Genomic DNA, 18,998 nt, shown 5'->3' on the forward strand with positions numbered 1-18,998 from the left:
GCCGCCCGCCGGGGGGGCGGCGGGGGGCGGCGCGCCCGGGCCCCCCGGTCGTGCCCGGGTGGCCTCCGGGCACGACCGGGCGGTGGGTCAGAAGTACTGCGCGCCCGCGTCGATCGACAGGTGCTCGGCGGTGATGAACCGGGCCTCGTCGGAGACCAGGAACGCGACGGCGTTGGCGATCTCGTCGGCCTCGACCCAGCCCTGGCCGAGGAACGCGGTGCCCATCGCCGCCAGCTTCGGGTTGCTGGCGTTGGTGCGCTCGATCGCGCCGACCATGTCCCCGCTGCCCATGGGCGTGGCCACGCCACCGGGGTGCACGGAGTTGACCCGGATGTCGTGCTTGCCGAGCTCCGCGGCGAAGGCGCGGGTCATGCCCGTGACCGCGTGCTTGCTGGCCGTGTAGTGGATCATGAACGGCTGCATCTTCTTGCCCGCGTAGGAGCTGGTCAGCACGATCGCCCCGCCGCCGCCGCCGGCGACGAGGTGCGGAGCGGCGGCCATGACGGTGTTCCAGACCCCGGTGACGTTGATGTCGATGGTGTCCTTGAAGACCTGCGGGGTGGTCTCGTCCTAGGTCGCCGGGATGCAGATGCCCGCGTTGGCGACGACGACGTCGAGCCGCCCCAGCTCGGCCACCCCCGCGTCGACGAACGCCTTCATGTCCGCGAAGTCGCGCACGTCGCCCTGGTGCGTGACGATCCGCCGGTCCAGCGCCTCCACCAGCTCAGCGGTCTCGGCGAGGTCGTCGGGGGTGGCCGACTCGTACGGGACGCCGGGCAGCGGCCCGGCCAGGTCGAGGGCCAGGATGTCGGCCCCCTCGGCGGCCAGCCGCAGCGCGTGCGCGCGCCCCTGGCCGCGGGCGGCCCCGGTGATGAAGGCGACTCTGCCCTGCTGACGCTGCGGAACGGTGCTCATGCGGGTGCTCCTCGCTCGGTGGACGGGTCCGGGGAGCCCCGCCGCGGGGCGGCCGGCTCTCCGGGGTCGTGGGGTGGGGGGCGCAGGCCGTCGAGCAGCAGCGCGACGAACCGGTCGGAGGCCTCGACGGCACGGTCACCGGCCCGCCGGACCACGCCCGCGTTGGCGAGCAGCACCAGGGCGACGTCCTCGACGCCGAAGTCGCCGCGCAGCACCCCGGCGGTCCGCGCCCGCTCCAGCAGCTGCCGCAGGCGGGCGACGGCGGCCGGACGGTGGTCGTCGACGTGGTCGGAGGAGGTGACCAGGTCGGCCAGCGCCCGGTGCCCGGCCTGCAACGCGCAGATCTCCGACAGGTAGCCGCTCACGGCCCGCCACGGGTCGGCGACCGCCAGGGCCCGCTCGATCGCCGAGGCGTACCGGCGCATCTCGTCGGCGAAGACCGCCTGGACCAGACCTTCCCGGGTCGGGAACCGGCGGTACAGCGTGGCGTTGCCGACGCCGGCAGCCTGGGCGATCTCGTCCAGGGGCGCGTCCAGCCCGCGCCGGCCCATGACCTCGCGGGCCGCGGCGACGATCGCGTCGCGGTTGCGCTGCGCATCGGCGCGCAGCGGGCGAGGGTGGTCGGGCACGACCCGGACGGTACACCGGTAGTGGGGAGTTGTCCCCGTTTCGGCGGTACGCCGGGACACGGCGCCGGCCTGCGACACGGGGCGGGTACCCCGGGCGGGACGGCAGACGAGGACAGGAGAGTGCGGAGATGGCGAACGCCTGGTTCGAGTCGGTGGCCGAGGCGCAGCGGCGGGCGAAGCGCAGGCTGCCCAAGGGGGTGTACGGCGCCCTCGTGGCCGGTTCCGACCGCGGGATCACCGTCGACGACAACACCGCGGCCTTCGGCGAGCTCGGGTTCGCGCCGCACGTGGCGGGGCTGAGCAACGACCGCCGGCTGGCGACGTCGATCATGGGCCAGCCGGTGTCGATGCCGGTGATGATCAGCCCCACCGGCGTGCAGGCCGTGCACCCCGACGGCGAGGTGGCCGTCGCCCGGGCCGCGGCCGCCCGCGGCGTGGCCATGGGGCTGTCGTCGTTCGCCAGCAAGCCGATCGAGGAGGTCGTCGCGGCCAACCCGCAGACGTTCTTCCAGATGTACTGGGTGGGTGACCGCGACGCGATGGCCGCCCGCATGGAGCGGGCCCGGCGGGCCGGCGCGGTCGGCCTGATCGCCACGCTGGACTGGTCGTTCGCCTACGGCCGCGACTGGGGCAGCCCCTTCATCCCGGAGAAGATCAACCTGGAGGCGGCCCGGCGCTACGCACCGCAGGTCCTGACCAAGCCGCGGTGGCTGCTCGACTTCGCCCGGACCGGGAGGATCCCCGACCTCACCGTGCCGAACATGGTGGCCGACCCCGGCGACCCGGCACCGACCTTCTTCGGCGCCTACGGCCAGTGGAACGCCTCGCCCATGCCCTCGTGGGACGACGTCGCGTGGCTGCGCGAGCAGTGGGGCGGGCACTTCATGCTCAAGGGCGTCATGCGCGTCGACGACGCCCGGCGCGCCGTCGACGCCGGCGTCACCGCGATCTCGGTGTCCAACCACGGCGGCAACAACCTCGACGGCACCCCGGCCGCGGTCCGCGCCCTGCCGGCGATCGCGGAGGCCGTCGGCGACCAGGTCGAGGTGCTGATGGACGGCGGCATCCGCCGGGGCACCGACGTGGCCAAGGCGCTCGCGCTGGGCGCCCGGGCCGTGATGATCGGCCGCGCCTACCTGTGGGGGCTGGCCGCCAACGGCCAGGCCGGGGTGGAGAACGTGCTGGACCTGCTGCGCGACGGGCTCGGCTCGGCGCTGATCGGCCTCGGCCACACCTCGATCGAGGAGCTGGAGCCCGGCGACCTGGTCATCCCGCCGTTCTTCGAGCGGCACCTCGGCGCCCCCGGCGCGGACGCCCCGGCCGGTGCCCGGGCCTCGGGCAAGGCCGGGGGCGCCTGACCGGGGGCGCCCGACCGGGGGCGCCCGACCGGGGGCGCCCGACCGGGCCTAGGCCGCGGCGGGCACGGCCCGACCCGCCGTGGGGCGGGCCGGGTCGCCGGGGCCGTCCCGGTCCCGGGCGGCCACCTCGGCGCGGTGCAGCCGGTCGACCAGGTCGGCGTGCAGCACCGGCGAGCGGAGGATCGACAGGTGGCCCTCGTCCGGCACGAGGACGTTGGTCACCTGCTCCGCCGGCCCCGGGAGGAGCGCCGACCAGGGCCGCACGATGGGGTCGACGTCGGACCAGTAGGACACCCACCGCACCGGGTGCGGGCACTGCGCCCCGTTGACCTCCCGCAGCAGCGCCGAGCCCGGCCGCAGGTCGGCCGCGACCGCGCCGCGCCCCAGCCGCGCCACCGCGGAGCCCAGGTGCGGCGACGCCACGGTCACCCCCACGTCCAGCCAGGCGGCCAGCCCGAGCCGGGTCGCCGCGTAGCGCAGCACGACGCCGCCGAGGCTGTGGCCGACGACGTGCACCCGGCCCGAGCCGGTGTCCCGCATGGCCGCGTGGCACTCCCGGACCAGCCGGCCGGCGATCGCCGGGAGGTCGGTGGTCAGCGGGTTGTAGCGGGTGGCGTAGACGTTCGCGAAGCCGGCGCGGCCCAGGGCGACCTCCAGCGACAGCCAGTTCGACCGGTTGCCGCCGTAGCCGTGGACGAGGACGACGGGGGTCGCCGGCGCCCGGTCGGCCGGGAGGTCCGCGGCCGTGACCGCCAGCAGCCGCGCGAGGTCGGCGTCCCGGGCCGTCGTGAACCCGAACGGGGCCACGACCGCGGCCGAGGCCAGCGCGACCAGCTCCTTGAGGACCAGCGTCCGCACCGCCCGGGACACGCGGCCGGACGACCGGGAGGGCCCTGCCGGCCGCCGGTCGCCCGCCCCGGTCACGACGCCACTGCCGGGACGTCGGCCGGCGGGCCCTCCCGCAGCACCGCGTCGAACGCCCGCGCCACCGCACCGACGTGCCGGGGGTCCCGGAACATCGAGAAGTGGTCGCCGGGCACGGGCACGAGTCGGAGGTCCCCGGCGACGTGCCGGCGCCAGAGCTCCTTGCCGAGGCGCCGGATGCCGAGCCGCTCCAGGTCGGTGTCCTCCTCCTCGGAGGCCCGGAGCAGCACCACGTCGGCACGCACCCGCCCGTCGGGGTAGTGGCGCTTGAGCGCCTCGTGGTTGTGCCGCCAGACGGTGAAGAAGGACTCGAGCTCCCGCACGGTGGAGTCGCTCCACGAGGGGCGGCGGACGGCGTCGATCGCCTCCGCGAGGCTCCGCGGCTCCGGCCCGTCGGGGACCACGACGTCGGGGAACAGGGCTCGCAGCAGCACCGGGAACGCCGCGACGTACCCCGTTCCCTCGACGGCCCCGCCGACGTAGGCCTCCGGCGGGTGCGCGTCGAAGAGCACCACCTGCTCGACCTGCTCCCCCGCCGCCTCCAGCTGCAGCGCCATCTCGACGGCGACGTTGCCGCCGAAGGAGTAGCCCCCGATCAGGTACGGCCCGGACGGCTGGACACCCCGGACCAGGTCGACGTACCGACGGGCCAGCCGGCGGATGCTCGGGGCCTCCTCCGCCCCGGCGCCCAGCCCGATGGCGTACACCGTGTCGTCGCCGGTGAGGTGCCGGGCCAGGTCGGTGTAGCAGACCGTGGTGCCGCCGGCGGGGTGGACGAGGAACACCGTGCGCCGTCCGCTCCCCCGGCGGACGGGCACCAGGCTGCCGAGACGCTCGTCGGCGCGGTCCGGGCCGGCCGGCGGTGCCGCGACCGCCGGCCGGGAGGGCCCGTCCGGCGGCTCGGCCGGGGCGCCGAAGCGGGCGGCGAGCTCGGCGGCGGTGCGGGCCCGCTCGGCGTCCTCGAAGCGGATCGGGATGCCGAGCTCGTCGCGGAGGTCGGTCACGATCTCCACCAGGCTCATCGAGTCGGCACCCAGGTCGAAGACGTCGTCGTCGGCGCCCACCTCGGTCGCCAGGTGCCGGGACAGCACCGCCCGGATCCCGTCGAGCAGCGACGCCGGGGCCGGACCGGCCGCGGCCGGCTCGGCGGGCGCGGGCCGGTCCGGCGCCGGCGGGGCGTCGACCCAGTGCCGGGTGCGGCGGAACGCGCGGCCGGGCAGCGGCACCCGGCGGGCCCGGGAGAGGTCCCCGACGTCCGCGGCCGCCGCGTCGTCCCCTGCGGCCCAGGCCGCCTGGACGTCGTCCTGCGGCGCCGGCTCCCGCCCCTCGAGGAACGCTGCCAGCGCACTGCGCAGGCCGGTCGTGTCGGCGGCGACGAGTGACGTGCGGACGGCCGCGTGCGCCCGGCCCCGGGCCAGGGTCAGCGCGACGTCGTCGATGCGCAGCCCCGGATCGGCGGCGAGCCGTTCGTGCAGCCGGCGTGCGAGGTCCCGCAGCGCGTCCGGGTCGGGCGCCGACAGCAGGACCCGGTACGGCCCGGGCGGCGGCGCGGGCCGGTCGTCGGGGTCGGCCGGGACGAGGACGGCGTGCGCGTTGGTCCCGCCCAGCCCGAACGAGCTCACCGCGGCGGCCCGCAGGGGGAACGGGGCCGGCTCGGTCTGCCGGAGGACGACGTAGGGCGAGCCGTCGAGCTCCAGCGCGGGGCTGACCGTGCGCAGGGTCGGCTGCCCGGGGACCACCTGGTCGCGCAGGACCAGCGCGGTCTTGATCAGCCCGGTCACGCCGGCGGCCGCGTCGAGGTGGCCGAGGTTGGCCTTCGCGCTGCCCAGGAAGCACCGGCTCGGCGGCGCGCCGTCGGCACGGTGTGCGGCCGCGAGGGCGCGCACCTCGATCGGGTCGCCCAGGGCCGTCCCGGTGCCGTGGGCCTCGACGTAGCCGACGTCGGCCGCCGGGACGCCGGCGACCTGCAGGGCCTCCCGGATGACCTCCTGCTGGCCGGCCGGGCTGGGAGCGGTGAAGCCCACCTTGTCCGAGCCGTCGTTGTTGACGGCGGTGCCCCGGATGACCGCGTGGACGTGGTCCCCCGCGGCCAGGGCGTCGGCCAGCGGGCGGAGCACCACCACACCGCACCCGCTGCCCTTCACCGTCCCCGACGCCTCGGCGTCGAACACGCGGCAGTGCCCGTCGGCCGACAGGATGCCGCCCTCCCGGTACAGGTAGCCGCGGGCCTGCGGCACCGAGATGCTGACGCCCCCCGCGACGGCGAGTGAGCACTCGCCCTCCAGCAGCGACTGGCAGGCCAGGTGCACGGCGGTCAGCGACCCCGAGCACGCGGACTGCACCGTGACGCTCGGCCCGGTCAACCCCAGCTTGTAGCTGACCCGGGTGGCCAGGAAGTCCTTGTCGTTGCCCAGCAGCACCGGGTAGTCGACCTCGCCGGGCTCCATCCGCGTGGCCGGGGCGAGCACGTTGACCAGGTACGAGCTCACGCTGGTGCTGCCGAAGACCCCGGTGCGCACCGGGACGCCGGTCGGCGGGTACCCGGCGTCCTCGAGCGCGGCCCACACGCACTCGAGGAACAGCCGGTGCTGGGGGTCCATCAGGCGGGCCTCGTGGGCGGGGACGTCGAACAGGTCGGCGTCGAAGCAGTCGGCGTCCCGCAGCTCCGCGGCCACCGGCACGTAGCCGGGCCGGGTCAGCAGCTCCGGCGACACCCCCGCCGCCCGGAGCGCGTCCGGGTCCAGCGGCCGCACCGACTCGACGCCGTCGCGCAGGTTGCGCCACAACGTCTCGACGTCGTCCGCGCCGGGGAACCGGCCGCCGACGCCGATGACCGCGATCGCGGTGGAGTCCGTGCTCATCGTCCGGTCCCGCCTTCCCTGCCGAGGTCCGAGCCCGGGCCACGCCGGCTCCGGGGTGTGCGATCGGGTGCCGCCGGCCGCGCGGCGCGGACCGGCCGGGCGGCCGGTGCCGGCGGTGCCGTCCCGGCCGCGCCCGACCGCCGGATGCGGTCGGCGAGCGCCGTCGCGGTCGGGTGCTCGAACAGCTCGACCATGGTCAGGTCGTGCGCGCCGAGCTCGTCGGCCAGCCGGCGACGGACCTCCGCGACGTGCATCGACGTCCCGCCGACGTCGAAGAAGTTGTCGCCGGTGCCGACCCGCCCGGCCCCCACGGTCTCGGCCCAGATGCGGGCGACGGCCGCGGCCAGCTCGTCGCCGTCCTCCTCCGGGCCGGCCGGCTCGCTCTCGGGCCGCGGCAGCAGGTGTTCGGCGACCTTCCCGTTCACCGTCAGCGGCAGCCGCTCGAGCCGCACGAACCGCGCCGGGACCATGTAGCGCGGCAGCCGCCGCGCCAGCTCACCCCGGATGGTGGCGTCGTCCGGGACGTCGCCGACCAGGTGGGCGAGCAGCCGCGGCTCGGCCCCCTCCGGCTCGTCGAGGCCGACCACGGCCTCGCGGACGCCGGGCACCGCCAGCAGCGCGGCCTCCACCTCGCCGAGTTCGATGCGGTAGCCCCGGAGCTGCACCTGCTTGTCGATGCGGCCGAGGTAGACCAGCGTGCCGTCGGGGCGCTGGTAGCCCCGGTCGCCGGTGCGGTAGACGACCTCGCCGTACGGCGTGCCGCGCAGGAACCGCTCGGCGGTCAGGTCCGGCCGCCCCCGGTACCCGCGCGCCAGTCCCGCGCCCCCGACCAGGAGCTCCCCCGGGACGCCGAGGGGCGTGCGTCGGAGGGCGGGGTCGACGACGGTGACGGTGAGGTCGCCCAGCGGCCGGCCGATGACGCTCTCCCGCTCGACGCCGACCGTCTCCGGACGGACCTCGGAGAAGGTGACGTGGACGGTGGTCTCGGTGATCCCGTACATGTTCACCAGCCGGGCGGCGGTCCCCTGCGACGCCAGCCAGGGCCGCAGCGTGTCGAAGACCAGCGCCTCGCCCCCGAACACGACCCAGCGCACCGCCAGCCGCGTCCCGGGGTCCAGCACGGCGGTGAGCCGGCGGAACGCCGACGGCGTCTGGTTGAGCACGGTCACCCGTTCCCGCGCGAGCAGCTCGGCGAAGGCCTCGGGCGAGCGGATCGTCGCCTCCGGCACGACCACCAGGCGCCCTCCGTACAGCAGCGCGCCGAACAGCTCCCACACCGAGAAGTCGAAGGCGTAGGAGTGGAACAGGCACCAGGTGTCCTGCGGTCCGACGTCGAGGTGGTCCTCGGCCGACCGGAACAGCCGCATCACGTTCTCCTGGGTCACCTCCACGCCCTTGGGCACACCGGTCGACCCCGAGGTGAAGATGACGTAGGCGAGGTCGGCCCGGCGGTCCCCGGCGGGCGGCGCGGCGGCGTCGTCCGGCGGCTCGGCGAGCAGGTCCAGGACGCGGACGCGGGGCACCGCCACGTCCGGCAGGACGCCGGGGTCGGCGACCAGCAGCAGCCGGTCGAAGGCCCCCACGACGTGCGCGACCCGCTGCGGCGGTGCGGTCGGGTCGATGGGGACGTAGTGGCCCCCGGCGCGCAGCACGCCGAGCAGGACCGCGACCAGGCGGCGGTCGCGGCGCATCGAGACGGCCACCGCCGGCCCCGCGCCCCGGGCCCGCAGGTTGCGCGCCACCCGGTCGGCGGCGGCGTCGAGCTCGGCGTAGGAGCAGTCGCCGTCCTCGTCGGTGACCGCCACCGCGCTGCCCCGCTCGGCGGCGACCGCCCGGAACCACGCGTCCAGGGACTCCGGGGTGTCGTACCGCCGCGGCGCACCGGCCAGCGCGTCCAGCGCCGCCCGGTGCCGGGGGGAGACGACGTCGAGGTCGGCCAGCCGCAGGCGCGGCTCCTCGGCGGCGGCCCGGAGCACCTCCAGGACGCAGGACGCCGGGTCGGCCGCCGCCAGCCGCGGCACGTACTCGAGGGTCAGCCGGTAGGTGCCGTCGCGGTTCTCCACGGTCATGCCGAACGGGTACTTCACCTGCCGGCGGGACACCTCGAGCGACTCCACCGGGCTGCTGCCGAGCCGGGGCGCCAGCCCGCGCTTGTAGTAGGTGAAGACGTTGTCCACCGCGACCGGCCCGGTCTGCGGGCGGCCGAGGACCGCCTCAGCACAGGCGGTCAGGTCCAGGTCCTGGTGCCGCAGCAGCGTGAAGGACCGGGCCGAGACGGCGGCCACCAGGTCCGCGAACGTGTCGTGGTCGTCGAGGTCCACCGGCAGCGGCAGGGTGTTGACGAAGTAGCCGTAGGACCTGCGGGCACGGTGCCCGCGGCGGTTGGCCAGCGGCACCCCGACCACCACCTGGCGACGGCCGGTCAGCACGCCCAGCACCACCGCGTACGCGGCGAGGAAGACGGCGAACGGGCCGTGCCGGGCGATCAGGCCGTCGTCCTCCAGCGCGGCGGCGACCGCTCCGGGCAGCGGCACGGTCTCGTACACCCCCGGCAGGCCGCGGGCGCCGGTGCGGTCGACGTCCAGGGCCTCGTGGCGCAGCGACCCGACGTCGGCGAGCAGGTCCCGGAACACCTCGACCTGGCCCGCGGCGGGACGCTCCGGCGGGCAGGCGGTCACGGCGGGGTGCAGCGCGAGCTGGGCGGCGACGCGCGGCCACGCCCCCGGGGCGTCGTACAGCTCGGCGACGACGTCGATCAGGTTGTAGAAGGTGTACGCGTCGCCCACCAGGTGCGAGGCGAGCAGGGTCAGGTACGTCCCGTGCCGGCCGACGTGCACGGTCACGTCGTAGAGCGGCCACCGGTCGGGGGCGATCGGAACGTCGGCCCGCGCCGAGAGCCACGAGGTCACCGCCGCTCGCTCGGCCGCGACGTCCCCGGCCTCCTCCAGCCGGTGCACGGTCGGGCCGGCGCCATCCGGGTGCAGGACGGCCACGACGTCCGGGCCCGCGTCGTCGAAGCTGGTGTTGAGCCCGACGCAGGCGTCCAGGACCCGGCGCAGGACCCCCGTGAGACGGGGGACGTCGACGTCTCGGGGGAGCGCGAAGGCGTACGCCAGGTTGAACGAGCCGTCGGAGGGGAACAGCCGGTGCTGCAGCAGCAGCCGCCGCTGCATCGGGGTGGCGGGGACGCGGCGGGGCCCGTCGGGCGCGCGGTCGAGCTGGGGGCCGGTCGGACCGAGGGTCATGCGGGCACTCCTCAGGGATGGGCGGGTTCGCGCCGGGGGCCTGCCACGGCGACGAGGTGGCGATCGACGAGGTCGGTCGAGGTGCTGCGGGTGGTCTCGACCCGCCGGTCGGCCACCGTCCCGGGTGCGCAGACGGCCAGCAGGTGCTGCGGGTCCAGGTCGGCCAGCCCGACCTCGGCCGCGGGCCGGTCCGGGAGGCGCACCCGGACCCGGGTGGCACCGATCTCGTCGAGCCGCACGTCGCGGGGGTCCACCGCCAGGCCGGTCCCCAGCCACTTGAGGTAGGCCTCGGTCGCCGTCCAGAGCCGGACGGCGCGGCGGGAGCAGGTCGCCGAGTCCCCGGCCAGCGCGGCACGGGCGGCCGCCCGGGGCAGCATCCCGGCCACCGCGGAAGGGGAGAGCGTGCGGACGACCTCCACGTCGACGCCCACCGCCCGGTCCGACAGTGCGCAGGCCACCCACCGGCCGGCGTGGGCCAGGGAGACGCGGAGGCCGACCGCGCGCGGGTCGCCGACCACGACCGGTGCGCCGCTGCCGCTCCGGACCACGGCCACGTCCCCCGGTGCGACGCCGGTCCGATCGGCGACCAGCAGGGCGGCGGAGACGTCCGCGAGAGCGCCTCGCTCGACGTCCGTGCGGTGGCGGTACCGGCGCAGCCGCGCCCGGCGCTCGGGCGGCAGCGTTGCCAGGACCCGGCCGAGGACGGCGTCCGGGACGCCTCCCGGCTGGAGGTGCACCAGCGAGACGGCGACGTCGGCGGGCGCCGCTCCCGAACTGCGGGACATCGTTCCTCCTCTGCGTCGCCGAGCGGGCCCGGAACTGGCGTGCGGGGGGACAGACGCGCGGCCGGCGGCGCAGATACACCGGGCGCGGGCGTTGTCCGCGGCGGCCCGGCGGCGGGACCATGACGGCCGTGCGCGCCCCGATCGCCCCGCCGTCGGCCGCCCAGGTCATCGCGCTGCGACGGCAGGTGGCCCTCACGTTCCCGCTGGCCTTCCTGCTCCACGACCTGGAGGAGCTGCTGGGCACGCCGCACTGGCAGCGGCACGGCCCGTTCCTGCTGCGGCGGCGCTTCCCGCACCTGCCGGCGCGCGTGGTGGCTCTCGCCGTGCCCGACACCCGGCAGATGGCGATCGCGATCGGCGTGGTGGCGGCGGGCGTCGCGACGGCGAGCGGGCGGGCGCTGGCCGAGCTCGGACGGGCCCGGGCCGAGGCGCCGGAGGGGCCGCCCGCTCCCGCCGCGGCACCGGACCCGGGGGGCGGGACGGTGCTGTTGCGGTCGGCGGTGGCGGCCTTCGGGCTGCACGCGATCTCCCACCTGGCCTCGGCGGCCGCGGTGCGCGGGTACACGCCCGGCGTGGCCACCACACCGTTCGTCGTCGTCCCCTGGTCGCTGTGGGCGTGGCGCACGCTGCGGGCCAGCGGGCTGTCCGCGCGGCCGGGCGAAGCGGTGCGGCTCGGCGTGCAGGGAGCGGCCTCCGCGGCGGGGCTGGTCATCGGCGGGCAGCTGCTGGGGCGGGCGCTGACCCCGCGCCGGCCGGGGCCGGCGCACCCCGGACGAGGTCGGCGGCTCGCTCGGCGACCACGACCGTCGGCGCGTAGGTGTTCCCGCGCGGGATGGCCGGCATGACCGACGCGTCGACGACCCGCAGCCGGTCGACCCCGTGCACCCGCAGCGCGGCGTCGACGACGGCGCCCGGGTCGGTCCCCATCCGGCAGGTGCCGACGGGGTGGAACATCGTGTCGGCCATGGCGCGGACGTGCCGCCGGAGGTCCTCCGGCGCCGTGGAGCGGGGGGTGACGCGGTCCCGCCGGACCGGCCGCAGCGCCGGCGCGGAGCCGATCTCGAGGCAGCGCTCGACGCCGCGCACCAGGGTCTCCTCGTCGGCGGGGGCGCTCAGGTAGCGCGGCTGCACGAGCGGGGGCAGGAGCGGGTCGGCCGACCGCAGCCGGACGCTGCCCCGGCTCTCCGGCTGCAGGCACACGGCCACGACCGCGTACCCGTGCTCGGTCGGCGGCACCACCCCGGAGTCGCGGACGCCGGTGAGCAGGATCGGCATGAGGACCAGCTGCAGGTCGGGGGCGCCGGGCCCGCCGTCCCCGCGCAGGAAGGCCCCGGCCTGGCCGAGGTTGCCGGCCAGCGGGCCGCGGCGTCCGGCGGTGTAGCGCAGCACGGCCGGCAGCCGCCGGGCGTCGAGCATGCTGGCCGGCTCCCGGCTGCGCCACGACACCGGGACCATCAGGTGGTCCTGCAGTCCCGCGCCGACCCCCGGGAGGTCGGTGACCGGCGTGATGCCGTGCGCCCGCAGGTGGTCGGCCGGGCCCACCCCGGAGAGCATCAGCAGCTGCGGGGTGTTCACCGCGCCGCCGCACAGCAGCACCTCGCCGTCGACCCGGACCTCCCGCTCCCGGCCGCGGCGCCGGAACCGGACGCCGCGCGCGGCACCGTCCCGGACCAGCACCCGGGTCACCGTGGCGCCCGGGACGACGGTCAGGTTCGGCCGCGCCCGCGCCGGGCGCAGGTAGGCGTCGGCGGCACTGCACCGGACGCCGTCCCGCTGGGTGAGCTGGTGCAGGCCGACGCCCTCCTGCCGGGCGCCGTTGAAGTCGTCGGTGCGGCGCAGCCCGGTCTGCTCCGCGGCTGCGACCAGCTGCTCGGTGCGCGGGTGCACGTAGCGGGGGTCGGAGACCGCCTGGGGCCCGCCGACGCCGTGGAAGGGCGAGCTGCCGCGCTCGTTGTCCTCGGACCTGCGGAAGTAGGGCAGCACGTCCTCGTAGCCCCACCCGGCGTTGCCGGCGTCCCGCCAGGCGTCGTAGTCGGCGCGGTTGCCCCGGACGTAGACCATGTCGTTCATCGCCGAGCTGCCGCCGAGCATCCGCCCGCGCGGCCACGACAACTGCCGGCCGCCCAGCCGATCCTGCGCCGCGGTGACGTGCCGCCAGTCCCGCGACGTGCCGAACAGCAGCGGGTAGGTGGCGGGGACGGCCACCTCCGGACGGCGGGCGGCGGGGCCGGCCTCGAGCAGCAGCACCCGGGTCGCGCCGTCCTCGCTGAGCCGTGCGGCGAGCACGCAGCCGGCCGCTCCCCCGCCCACCACGACGTGGTCGAAGCCCGCGCTCCCCCGCCGCGTCACCCGGCCACCCCCGCGCGCTCCCGCACCGCGACGTCCGCCGGCGGGCGGCGCCGCCCCCCGCCGACCGCGCTGCGCCGGGTCTGCACCCGGTCCAGCGCGTCCAGGGCCTGCACGTACCGGTGCAGCGCGACCCGGCGCACCGGGCGGGGCGGCAGCTGCGGCGGCCGGTCGCGCAGCCACGGCAGGACCCGCGCGTCCGGGTCCGGTCCGGTCATGCGCTCGGCCAGCCGGGCGGCGGCGCCGACCGACAGGGCCAGGCCGTGCCCGCACCAGGCCCCGGCGTACCAGACGCCCGGCCGGTCGGGGACACGTCCGACGACCGGCAGCCGGTCGAAGGTCGCACCGAACCGCCCCGACCACCGCTCGGTGACCACCGGCGGCCCGCCGCCCGGCAGCAGCGCCGCCAGCTCCGCCTCGATGCGCGTCCAGGCCGCTGCCCGCCGGTGCGGGTCCGGCCCCAGGTGCGTGGTGTCGTGCCCGGCCGGGACCGCGACGCGCGCACCGCCGGCGACCACCCGGCCGTCGTCGGTGACCCGGTAGTAGTCGAAGAAGCGCCGGGCGTCGACCGCGGAGTCACCCGGCCCGAGGCCCAGGGCCGCCAGCCGCTCCGGTGGCAGCGGCGCGGTGCGCACGACGTGCGCCACGAGGGCGGTGACCGCGTCGTCGAGCACACCGGGTCGCCCCGGGTAGCTGTCGGTCGCGACGACGACCCGGCCAGCCCGGACCGCGCCGAACGGCGTCCGTACCCGGATGGGGGCGCCGGGCGAGAGCCCCGTGACGGGGCTGTGCTCGAAGACCCGCACGCCCCGCACCCACAGCCGCTCGCGCAGCCCGCGGCACAGCCGCAGCGGGTCCAGCGTCGCGGCCAGCGGGTGGCGCAGTGCGCCGGCGTGGACGTCGGCGCCGCGCTGCCCGGCCAGCTCCTCCCGCGAGAGGTAGGGGACGTCGAAGCCGAGCTCGGCGAACGCCCGCGACTGCGCCCGCAGCGACCGGGCCTGGCCGGGTGTCCACGCGTGCACGAACTGCGCGCCCGACCGCAGCTCGCAGTCGATCCGCTCCTCGGCGACGAGGTCCTGGACCAGGCGGACGAAGGCCAGCGAGTCGGCGTGCACCGCCCGCGCGACGCCGTCGCCGGACCGGCGGCGCAGCTGGTCGATCGGCCCGCCGATGCCGGGCCCGACGATGCCGGTGCTGCGGCCGGTGCTCCCGGCGCCGACGGTGCGGGCCTCCAGGACGACGACGTCCAGGCCCGGGTCGGTGCGGGACAGGAAGTAGGCCGTGGCCAGGCCGGCCAGCCCGCCGCCGAGGACGGCGACGTCCGCGTCCACGGTGCCCTCCAGCGTCGGCGAGCTGCCCGGGGTGGACCGGCCGTCCCAGGGCGGTGCGGTGGGGTCGGTGCGCACGTCAGCCCAGCCCCCTCGTCCGGGTCTCGGTCCGGGTGGCGTGCCAGTACCGCAGGCCGCGGCTGAGCGTCGTCCGGGGATCGGGCAGCGGTGCCACGCCGATCGCGGCCAGCTCCGGCAGCGAGCTCGGGAACGGCTCGGTGCGCCACAGGTAGTCCTGGAACAGCTTCCGGACCTGGGCCACCGCCTGCCGCTCCGGCTGCCGCAGCAGCTCGACCGCGCCACCGGGCGCCGTCGGCGGCACGAAGCGCGGGCGGCGCAGCGGCACCCCGGCGGCGGCCGCGAACGCGGCCAGGACGTCGACGCCCTCGGCCAGCGTGAGCGCCCGCTCCCCCGCGGTCACCCACACCTGGCCGCCGGCCACCCCGTGCTCCACCAGGCGCGCGATCGCGTCGGCCACCACGTCGCACGGGACCAGGTCCAGGGGCCAGTCCCCGTCGAAGGGCAGCACCGGCAGCTGTCCCCGCAGCAGGGCGTCGGCGACCTGGTAGACGCCCTGGAAGGCCGAGACCGCGCCGGTCCGGCTGTCGCCGACGACGATCGACGGCCGGACGACCACGTGCGGCACGCCGCTGTCCTCGACGACCTGCTCGGCGGCCCGCTTGGTGACCGCGTAGCCGACGGCGCTGTCCGGCCGTTCGGTGCTGTGGTCGGGGTGCAGGAAGGCGGTGCTGACGTGGTGGACGGTGGCCCCGGCGTCCGCGGCGAACTGCAGCACCCGGCGGGTGCCCTCGACGTTGGTCGCCGCGAGGTCCTCGTCGGAGCGATCGAAGACCGTCACCGCCGCCGCGTGCACCACGACGTCCACGGCGTCGGCCAGGTGCGCGTGGTCGCGGGCACCGAGGCCCAGCCGGGGCGCGGTCACGTCGCCGTGTACGCAGGTCACCCCCGGGTGGGCCAGCGGGCGGCGGCGGGTGAGGGCGACCACCCGGGTCGCCGACGGCTCGCCGTCGGGGCCGGGCGCCAGCAGCCGCGGCAGCAGCGCCTGGCCCACCACCCCGGAGCCCCCGGTCACCAGGACGGTGCGGCTGGGGCGGGCACGGAGGTCGGACTCGATCGTCATGGGCGGCTCGCAGACGTCGTCGGCGGGTGCGGGGTCTGCGGTACGGACGGCGGCCGGGCCCGGGAGATACACGCCGCCGGCAGGTATCGCGGCCCGGAGACGCACCTCCTACGGGGGGACGTCCACCGTCCCCGGGGAGGTACACGGCATGACGCCAGCCAGGTTCGACGTCGTCGTGGTCGGCGCGAGCATCGCGGGGTGCACCACGGCGCTGCTCTACGCGCGCCAGGGCCTGCAGGTGGCCCTGCTCGAGGCGCACCGCGACCCGGCCCACCACAAGCGCGCCTGCACGCACTTCGTCCAGGCCAGCGCCACCCCCACGATCCGCCGGCTCGGCCTGGCCGACGAGCTGGAGGCGGCCGGCGCGCTGCGCAACCGGATGGACCTGTGGACCCGGTGGGGCTGGATCCGCGCCGCGGCCGACGAGGACGGCCACGGCTACAACGTCCCGCGCCGCGTCCTGGACCCGCTGCTGCGGTCCCGGGCCGGCGCCGAGCCCGGGGTGACCCTGCTGCTGGGCCACACCGCGACGCGGCTGGTGTACGCGGGCGACCGCGTCGTCGGCGTCGAGGCCCGGACGCCGGAGGGGGCCCGCGTCGTCACCGGCCGGCTGGTCGTGGCCGCCGACGGGCGGCACTCCCGGGTCGCCCGGCTGGCGGGTGTCCGCACCCGGGAACGCCCGCACGGCCGGTTCGTGTACTTCGCCACCTTCGACGGGGTCGACCTCGGTGCCGACGGCGCCTCCCGCACGTGGTTCCTGGAGCCCGACGTCGTCTACGCCTTCCCGAACACCGGCGGCACCGTCCTCAGCGTGATGCCGACCAAGGACCGGTTGCCCGCGTTCCGGGCCGACGTCGAGGGCAGCTTCCGGGCGGTGCTGGCGGGTCTCCCCGACGGCGCCGGCCTGTCCACCGCGCGCCGGGTGAGCCCCTTCTCCGGCGTGCTCGACCACGCCTGCGTGTCCCGGGTGCCCACCGCCCCGGGCCTGGCCCTGGTGGGCGACGCCGCGCTCGTGTCGGACTACCTGTGGGGAGCCGGCTGCGGCTTCGCCCTCCAGTCCGCCGAGGCGCTGGTGGCCGAGACCGCGGCCGGGCTGCGCGACCCCCGGACCCTCGACGAGGGACTGCGGCGGTACCGCCGCCGCCACCGGGCCGCCTTCGCCGGCCACCAGTGGGTCATGTCCGACTTCGCCACCGGCCGGGCCTACAACGCGGTGGAGCGGATGGTCCTCTCGGCGGCCGCCCGCGACGCGGCCACGGCGCGGCACCTGCAGCGCTTCGGCGAGCGCTCCATCGGGCCGCTGCGGTTCTTCGCCCCCGGCCCGCTCGCGCGCAGCGCGCGGGTCTGCCTGGGGGCGGCCCTGGGCTGACGGTCCCGGCCGGGGGTGCGCCACCGCCCATGACGGGCGCGGAGCGAGCCCCTGCCCGGGACCGGCCGCGCCCGGCGGGGAGGGGGTGTCCCGTGCCCCGCCGGGCGGCGGCTCCACGGGCGCCGGGGTCACCGGCGCCGGCGGCTCCCGCGCGCCGGGTCACCGGCGCGGGCGGTCCCACGGGCGCATGCCGGTCACCCAGGCCACCGGCGCCTGCCAGCCGCGGTCCCGCGGCCGCGGCGCCCGGCGCACGGCGGCGCCCGGCCCGGGCCGCCGCGCGACGGTGACGAGCACCGCCACGAGCGCGGCCACCTCCTCGGGGGTCGGCCGGCCCCGCACGACCGCGATGTCGGCCGGGTCCAGGGCCCCGCCGCTCACAGCGGCACGTTCCCGTGCTTGCGCTGCGGCAGCAGCGGCCGCTTGGCGCGCAGCAGCGCCAGGGAGCGGATCAGCACCTCCCGCGTCCGGCGCGGGTCGACGATGTCGTCGACGAGGCCGCGCTCGGCCGCGGCGAAGGGCGTCATCAGCCGCTCGGCGTACTCGGCCACGAGCTCGGCCCGGCGGGCCTGCGGGTCGGCGGCAGCGGCGATCTGCCGGCGGAAGACGACGTCGGCCGCCGCCTCGGCGCCCATCACCGCCACCTCGTTCGACGGCCAGGCGAAGGAGAGGTCGGCGCCGATGGACTTGGAGTCCATGACGATGTAGGCCCCGCCGTAGGCCTTGCGCAGGATCACCTGGATGCGCGGCACGGTCGCGTCGCAGTACGCGTACAGCAGCTTGGCCCCGCGCCGGATGATCCCCGCGTGCTCCTGCCCGGAGCCGGGCAGGAAGCCGGGCACGTCGACCAGCGTCACGAGCGGGATGTTGAAGGCGTCGCAGGTGCGCACGAAGCGGGCGGCCTTCTCGGCGGCGTCGATGTCGAGCACCCCCGCCAGCACCGCGGGCTGGTTGGCGACGATGCCCACCACCTGCCCGCCGAGCCGGGTCAGTGCGCAGACGACGTTGCGCGCCCAGCCGGCGTGCACCTCCAGGTACTCCCCGTCGTCCACGATCTCGGCGACCACCCGCCGGACGTCGTAGGAGCGGGTCGGCTCGGTGGGGACGAGGTCGAGCAGGGCCGCGCAGTCGCGGTCCGGCGGATCCGCGCACGGCACCGCCGGCGGCTCCTCCTGGTTGTTGCCCGGCAGGAAGGACAGCAGGTACCGCACGTCCTCCAGGCACCCGGCCTCGTCCTCGGCGGTGAAGGCCGCCACGCCGGTCCGGGTGGCGTGGATCGACGCGCCGCCGAGCTCCTCGGGGCCGATCCGCTCCCCGGTCACCGCGGCGACGACGTCCGGGCCGGTGATGAACAGCTTGGCCGTGCCCTCCACGGCGAAGACGAAGTCGGTGAGCGCCGGCGAGTAGACCGCACCGCCGGCGCAGGGGCCGAAGACGACCGAGATCTGCGGGACGACGCCGGAGGCGCGGACGTTGCGGCGGAAGATGCCGCCGAAACCGGCCAGCGCGTCCACGCCCTCCTGGATCCGCGCGCCTCCCCCGTCGTTGAGACCCACGATCGGCACGCCGGTGGACTCGGCGAGGTCCATGACCTTGTGCACCTTGGCGGCGAAGACCTCACCGAGGGCGCCGCCGAAGATCCGGGGGTCGTGCGCGAAGACGCACACCTGCCGCCCGTCGACGGTGCCCCAGCCGGTCACGACGCCGTCGGTGTCCGGCCGCCGGTGCTCCATCCCGAAGCCGGTCGCCCGGTGCCGGGCGAAGGGGTCCAGCTCCACGAACGACCCCTCGTCCAGCAGCAGGTCGATGCGCTCGCGGGCGGTGAGCTTGCCCTGGCTGCGCTGCCGGGCGGTCGCCTCGGGGTCGGCCCCGTGCACCGCGTGGTGCCGCCGCTCGCGCACCCGCGCGGCGGCCTCCCGGAGGGACCGCGGCGGCGCGCCGGGTGACGTCGCCGGCGGGCGGGGCGGCGCCGCGGGACGGGGGCGGAGCGGGGTGACCGACGCCGTGCCCACCCGGTCGGCCCGCTGCTCGCGGTGCGGCGGGAACCCGGTCTGCCGGGCGCTCCACCCGAGCGCGTCGCGTGCCTCGTCGTCCATCGTT

The 18,998-nt window shown here is 77.1% G+C and carries 12 protein-coding genes and 2 pseudogenes; 3 read left to right on the forward strand and 11 right to left on the reverse strand.

Annotated features, from left to right (window positions below; translation table 11 throughout):
- Nucleotides 1-87 precede the first annotated feature (87 nt).
- Both ACI78V_RS18670 and ACI78V_RS18675 read right to left on the reverse strand, forming a co-directional pair.
- Nucleotides 88-915, reverse strand: a pseudogene (locus tag ACI78V_RS18670) (mycofactocin-coupled SDR family oxidoreductase).
- Nucleotides 912-1,544, reverse strand: a complete 633-nt coding sequence (locus ACI78V_RS18675; RefSeq protein ID WP_456853440.1) for a TetR/AcrR family transcriptional regulator — start codon at nucleotides 1,542-1,544, stop codon at nucleotides 912-914. Before ACI78V_RS18675 ends, ACI78V_RS18670 begins: the two are co-directional and overlap by 4 nt.
- A gap of 128 nt (nucleotides 1,545-1,672) precedes the next feature.
- Between ACI78V_RS18675 and mftD the strand changes: the two genes are divergently transcribed.
- The gene (gene mftD, locus ACI78V_RS18680) at nucleotides 1,673-2,902 is read left to right on the forward strand and encodes a pre-mycofactocin synthase MftD (RefSeq protein WP_456853442.1); all 1,230 of its coding nucleotides are present in this window, start codon (nucleotides 1,673-1,675) and stop codon (nucleotides 2,900-2,902) included.
- Between the two features lie 48 nt (nucleotides 2,903-2,950).
- On the opposite strand, the gene ACI78V_RS18685 is transcribed toward mftD, so the two are convergent.
- The 4 genes from ACI78V_RS18685 to ACI78V_RS18700 all read right to left on the reverse strand — a co-directional run bounded on the left by ACI78V_RS18685 (nucleotide 2,951) and on the right by ACI78V_RS18700 (nucleotide 10,717).
- Nucleotides 2,951-3,760 carry an esterase/lipase family protein gene (locus tag ACI78V_RS18685; protein ID WP_456853444.1) on the reverse strand — a complete coding sequence of 270 codons (810 nt, stop codon included), beginning with the start codon at nucleotides 3,758-3,760 and terminating at the stop codon, nucleotides 2,951-2,953.
- Nucleotides 3,761-3,822: 62 nt separating this feature from the next.
- Complete coding sequence (locus ACI78V_RS18690) at nucleotides 3,823-6,687, reverse strand: beta-ketoacyl synthase N-terminal-like domain-containing protein (protein WP_456853446.1); 2,865 nt, start codon at nucleotides 6,685-6,687, stop codon at nucleotides 3,823-3,825.
- Nucleotides 6,684-9,932, reverse strand: a complete 3,249-nt coding sequence (locus ACI78V_RS18695) for a non-ribosomal peptide synthetase (RefSeq protein WP_456853448.1) — start codon at nucleotides 9,930-9,932, stop codon at nucleotides 6,684-6,686. Before ACI78V_RS18695 ends, ACI78V_RS18690 begins: the two co-directional genes overlap by 4 nt.
- An 11-nt stretch (nucleotides 9,933-9,943) precedes the next feature.
- The gene (locus ACI78V_RS18700) at nucleotides 9,944-10,717 is read right to left on the reverse strand and encodes a 4'-phosphopantetheinyl transferase family protein (RefSeq protein ID WP_456853450.1); all 774 of its coding nucleotides are present in this window, start codon (nucleotides 10,715-10,717) and stop codon (nucleotides 9,944-9,946) included.
- A gap of 119 nt (nucleotides 10,718-10,836) precedes the next feature.
- On the opposite strand from ACI78V_RS18700, the pseudogene ACI78V_RS18705 reads away from it, so the two are divergent.
- A pseudogene (locus tag ACI78V_RS18705) lies at nucleotides 10,837-11,322 on the forward strand (HXXEE domain-containing protein); the annotation flags it as partial.
- A 103-nt stretch (nucleotides 11,323-11,425) separates the two neighbouring features.
- Here ACI78V_RS18705 and ACI78V_RS18710 read toward each other — a convergent pair.
- The 3 genes from ACI78V_RS18710 to ACI78V_RS18720 are packed head-to-tail and all read right to left on the reverse strand — an operon-like array spanning nucleotide 11,426 to nucleotide 15,532.
- Nucleotides 11,426-13,066, reverse strand: coding sequence for a GMC family oxidoreductase (locus ACI78V_RS18710; protein WP_456853452.1), 1,641 nt, complete (start codon nucleotides 13,064-13,066; stop codon nucleotides 11,426-11,428).
- Nucleotides 13,063-14,469 (reverse strand): NAD(P)/FAD-dependent oxidoreductase, encoded by a 1,407-nt coding sequence (locus ACI78V_RS18715; RefSeq protein ID WP_456853454.1) that lies wholly within the window; start codon nucleotides 14,467-14,469, stop codon nucleotides 13,063-13,065. Before ACI78V_RS18715 ends, ACI78V_RS18710 begins: the two co-directional genes overlap by 4 nt.
- A gap of 1 nt (nucleotide 14,470) precedes the next feature.
- Nucleotides 14,471-15,532, reverse strand: a complete 1,062-nt coding sequence (locus tag ACI78V_RS18720) for an SDR family oxidoreductase (protein ID WP_456853456.1) — start codon at nucleotides 15,530-15,532, stop codon at nucleotides 14,471-14,473.
- A 148-nt stretch (nucleotides 15,533-15,680) separates the two neighbouring features.
- Here ACI78V_RS18720 and ACI78V_RS18725 point away from each other — a divergent pair, with 148 nt between their 5' ends.
- Nucleotides 15,681-16,901 carry an NAD(P)/FAD-dependent oxidoreductase gene (locus ACI78V_RS18725; RefSeq protein WP_456853458.1) on the forward strand — a complete coding sequence of 407 codons (1,221 nt, stop codon included), beginning with the start codon at nucleotides 15,681-15,683 and terminating at the stop codon, nucleotides 16,899-16,901.
- Between the two features lie 159 nt (nucleotides 16,902-17,060).
- Here ACI78V_RS18725 and ACI78V_RS18730 read toward each other — a convergent pair whose 3' ends face one another.
- Together ACI78V_RS18730 and ACI78V_RS18735 are read right to left on the reverse strand one after the other, a co-directional pair.
- The gene (locus ACI78V_RS18730; protein ID WP_456853460.1) at nucleotides 17,061-17,279 is read right to left on the reverse strand and encodes an acyl-CoA carboxylase subunit epsilon; all 219 of its coding nucleotides are present in this window, start codon (nucleotides 17,277-17,279) and stop codon (nucleotides 17,061-17,063) included.
- Nucleotides 17,276-18,994: an acyl-CoA carboxylase subunit beta gene (locus ACI78V_RS18735; protein ID WP_456853462.1), complete on the reverse strand. Its 1,719-nt coding sequence runs from the start codon at nucleotides 18,992-18,994 to the stop codon at nucleotides 17,276-17,278. Before ACI78V_RS18735 ends, ACI78V_RS18730 begins: the two co-directional genes overlap by 4 nt.
- Nucleotides 18,995-18,998: the final 4 nt, after the last annotated feature.

The sequence above is a fragment of the Geodermatophilus sp. SYSU D00742 genome (genome assembly GCF_054049935.1).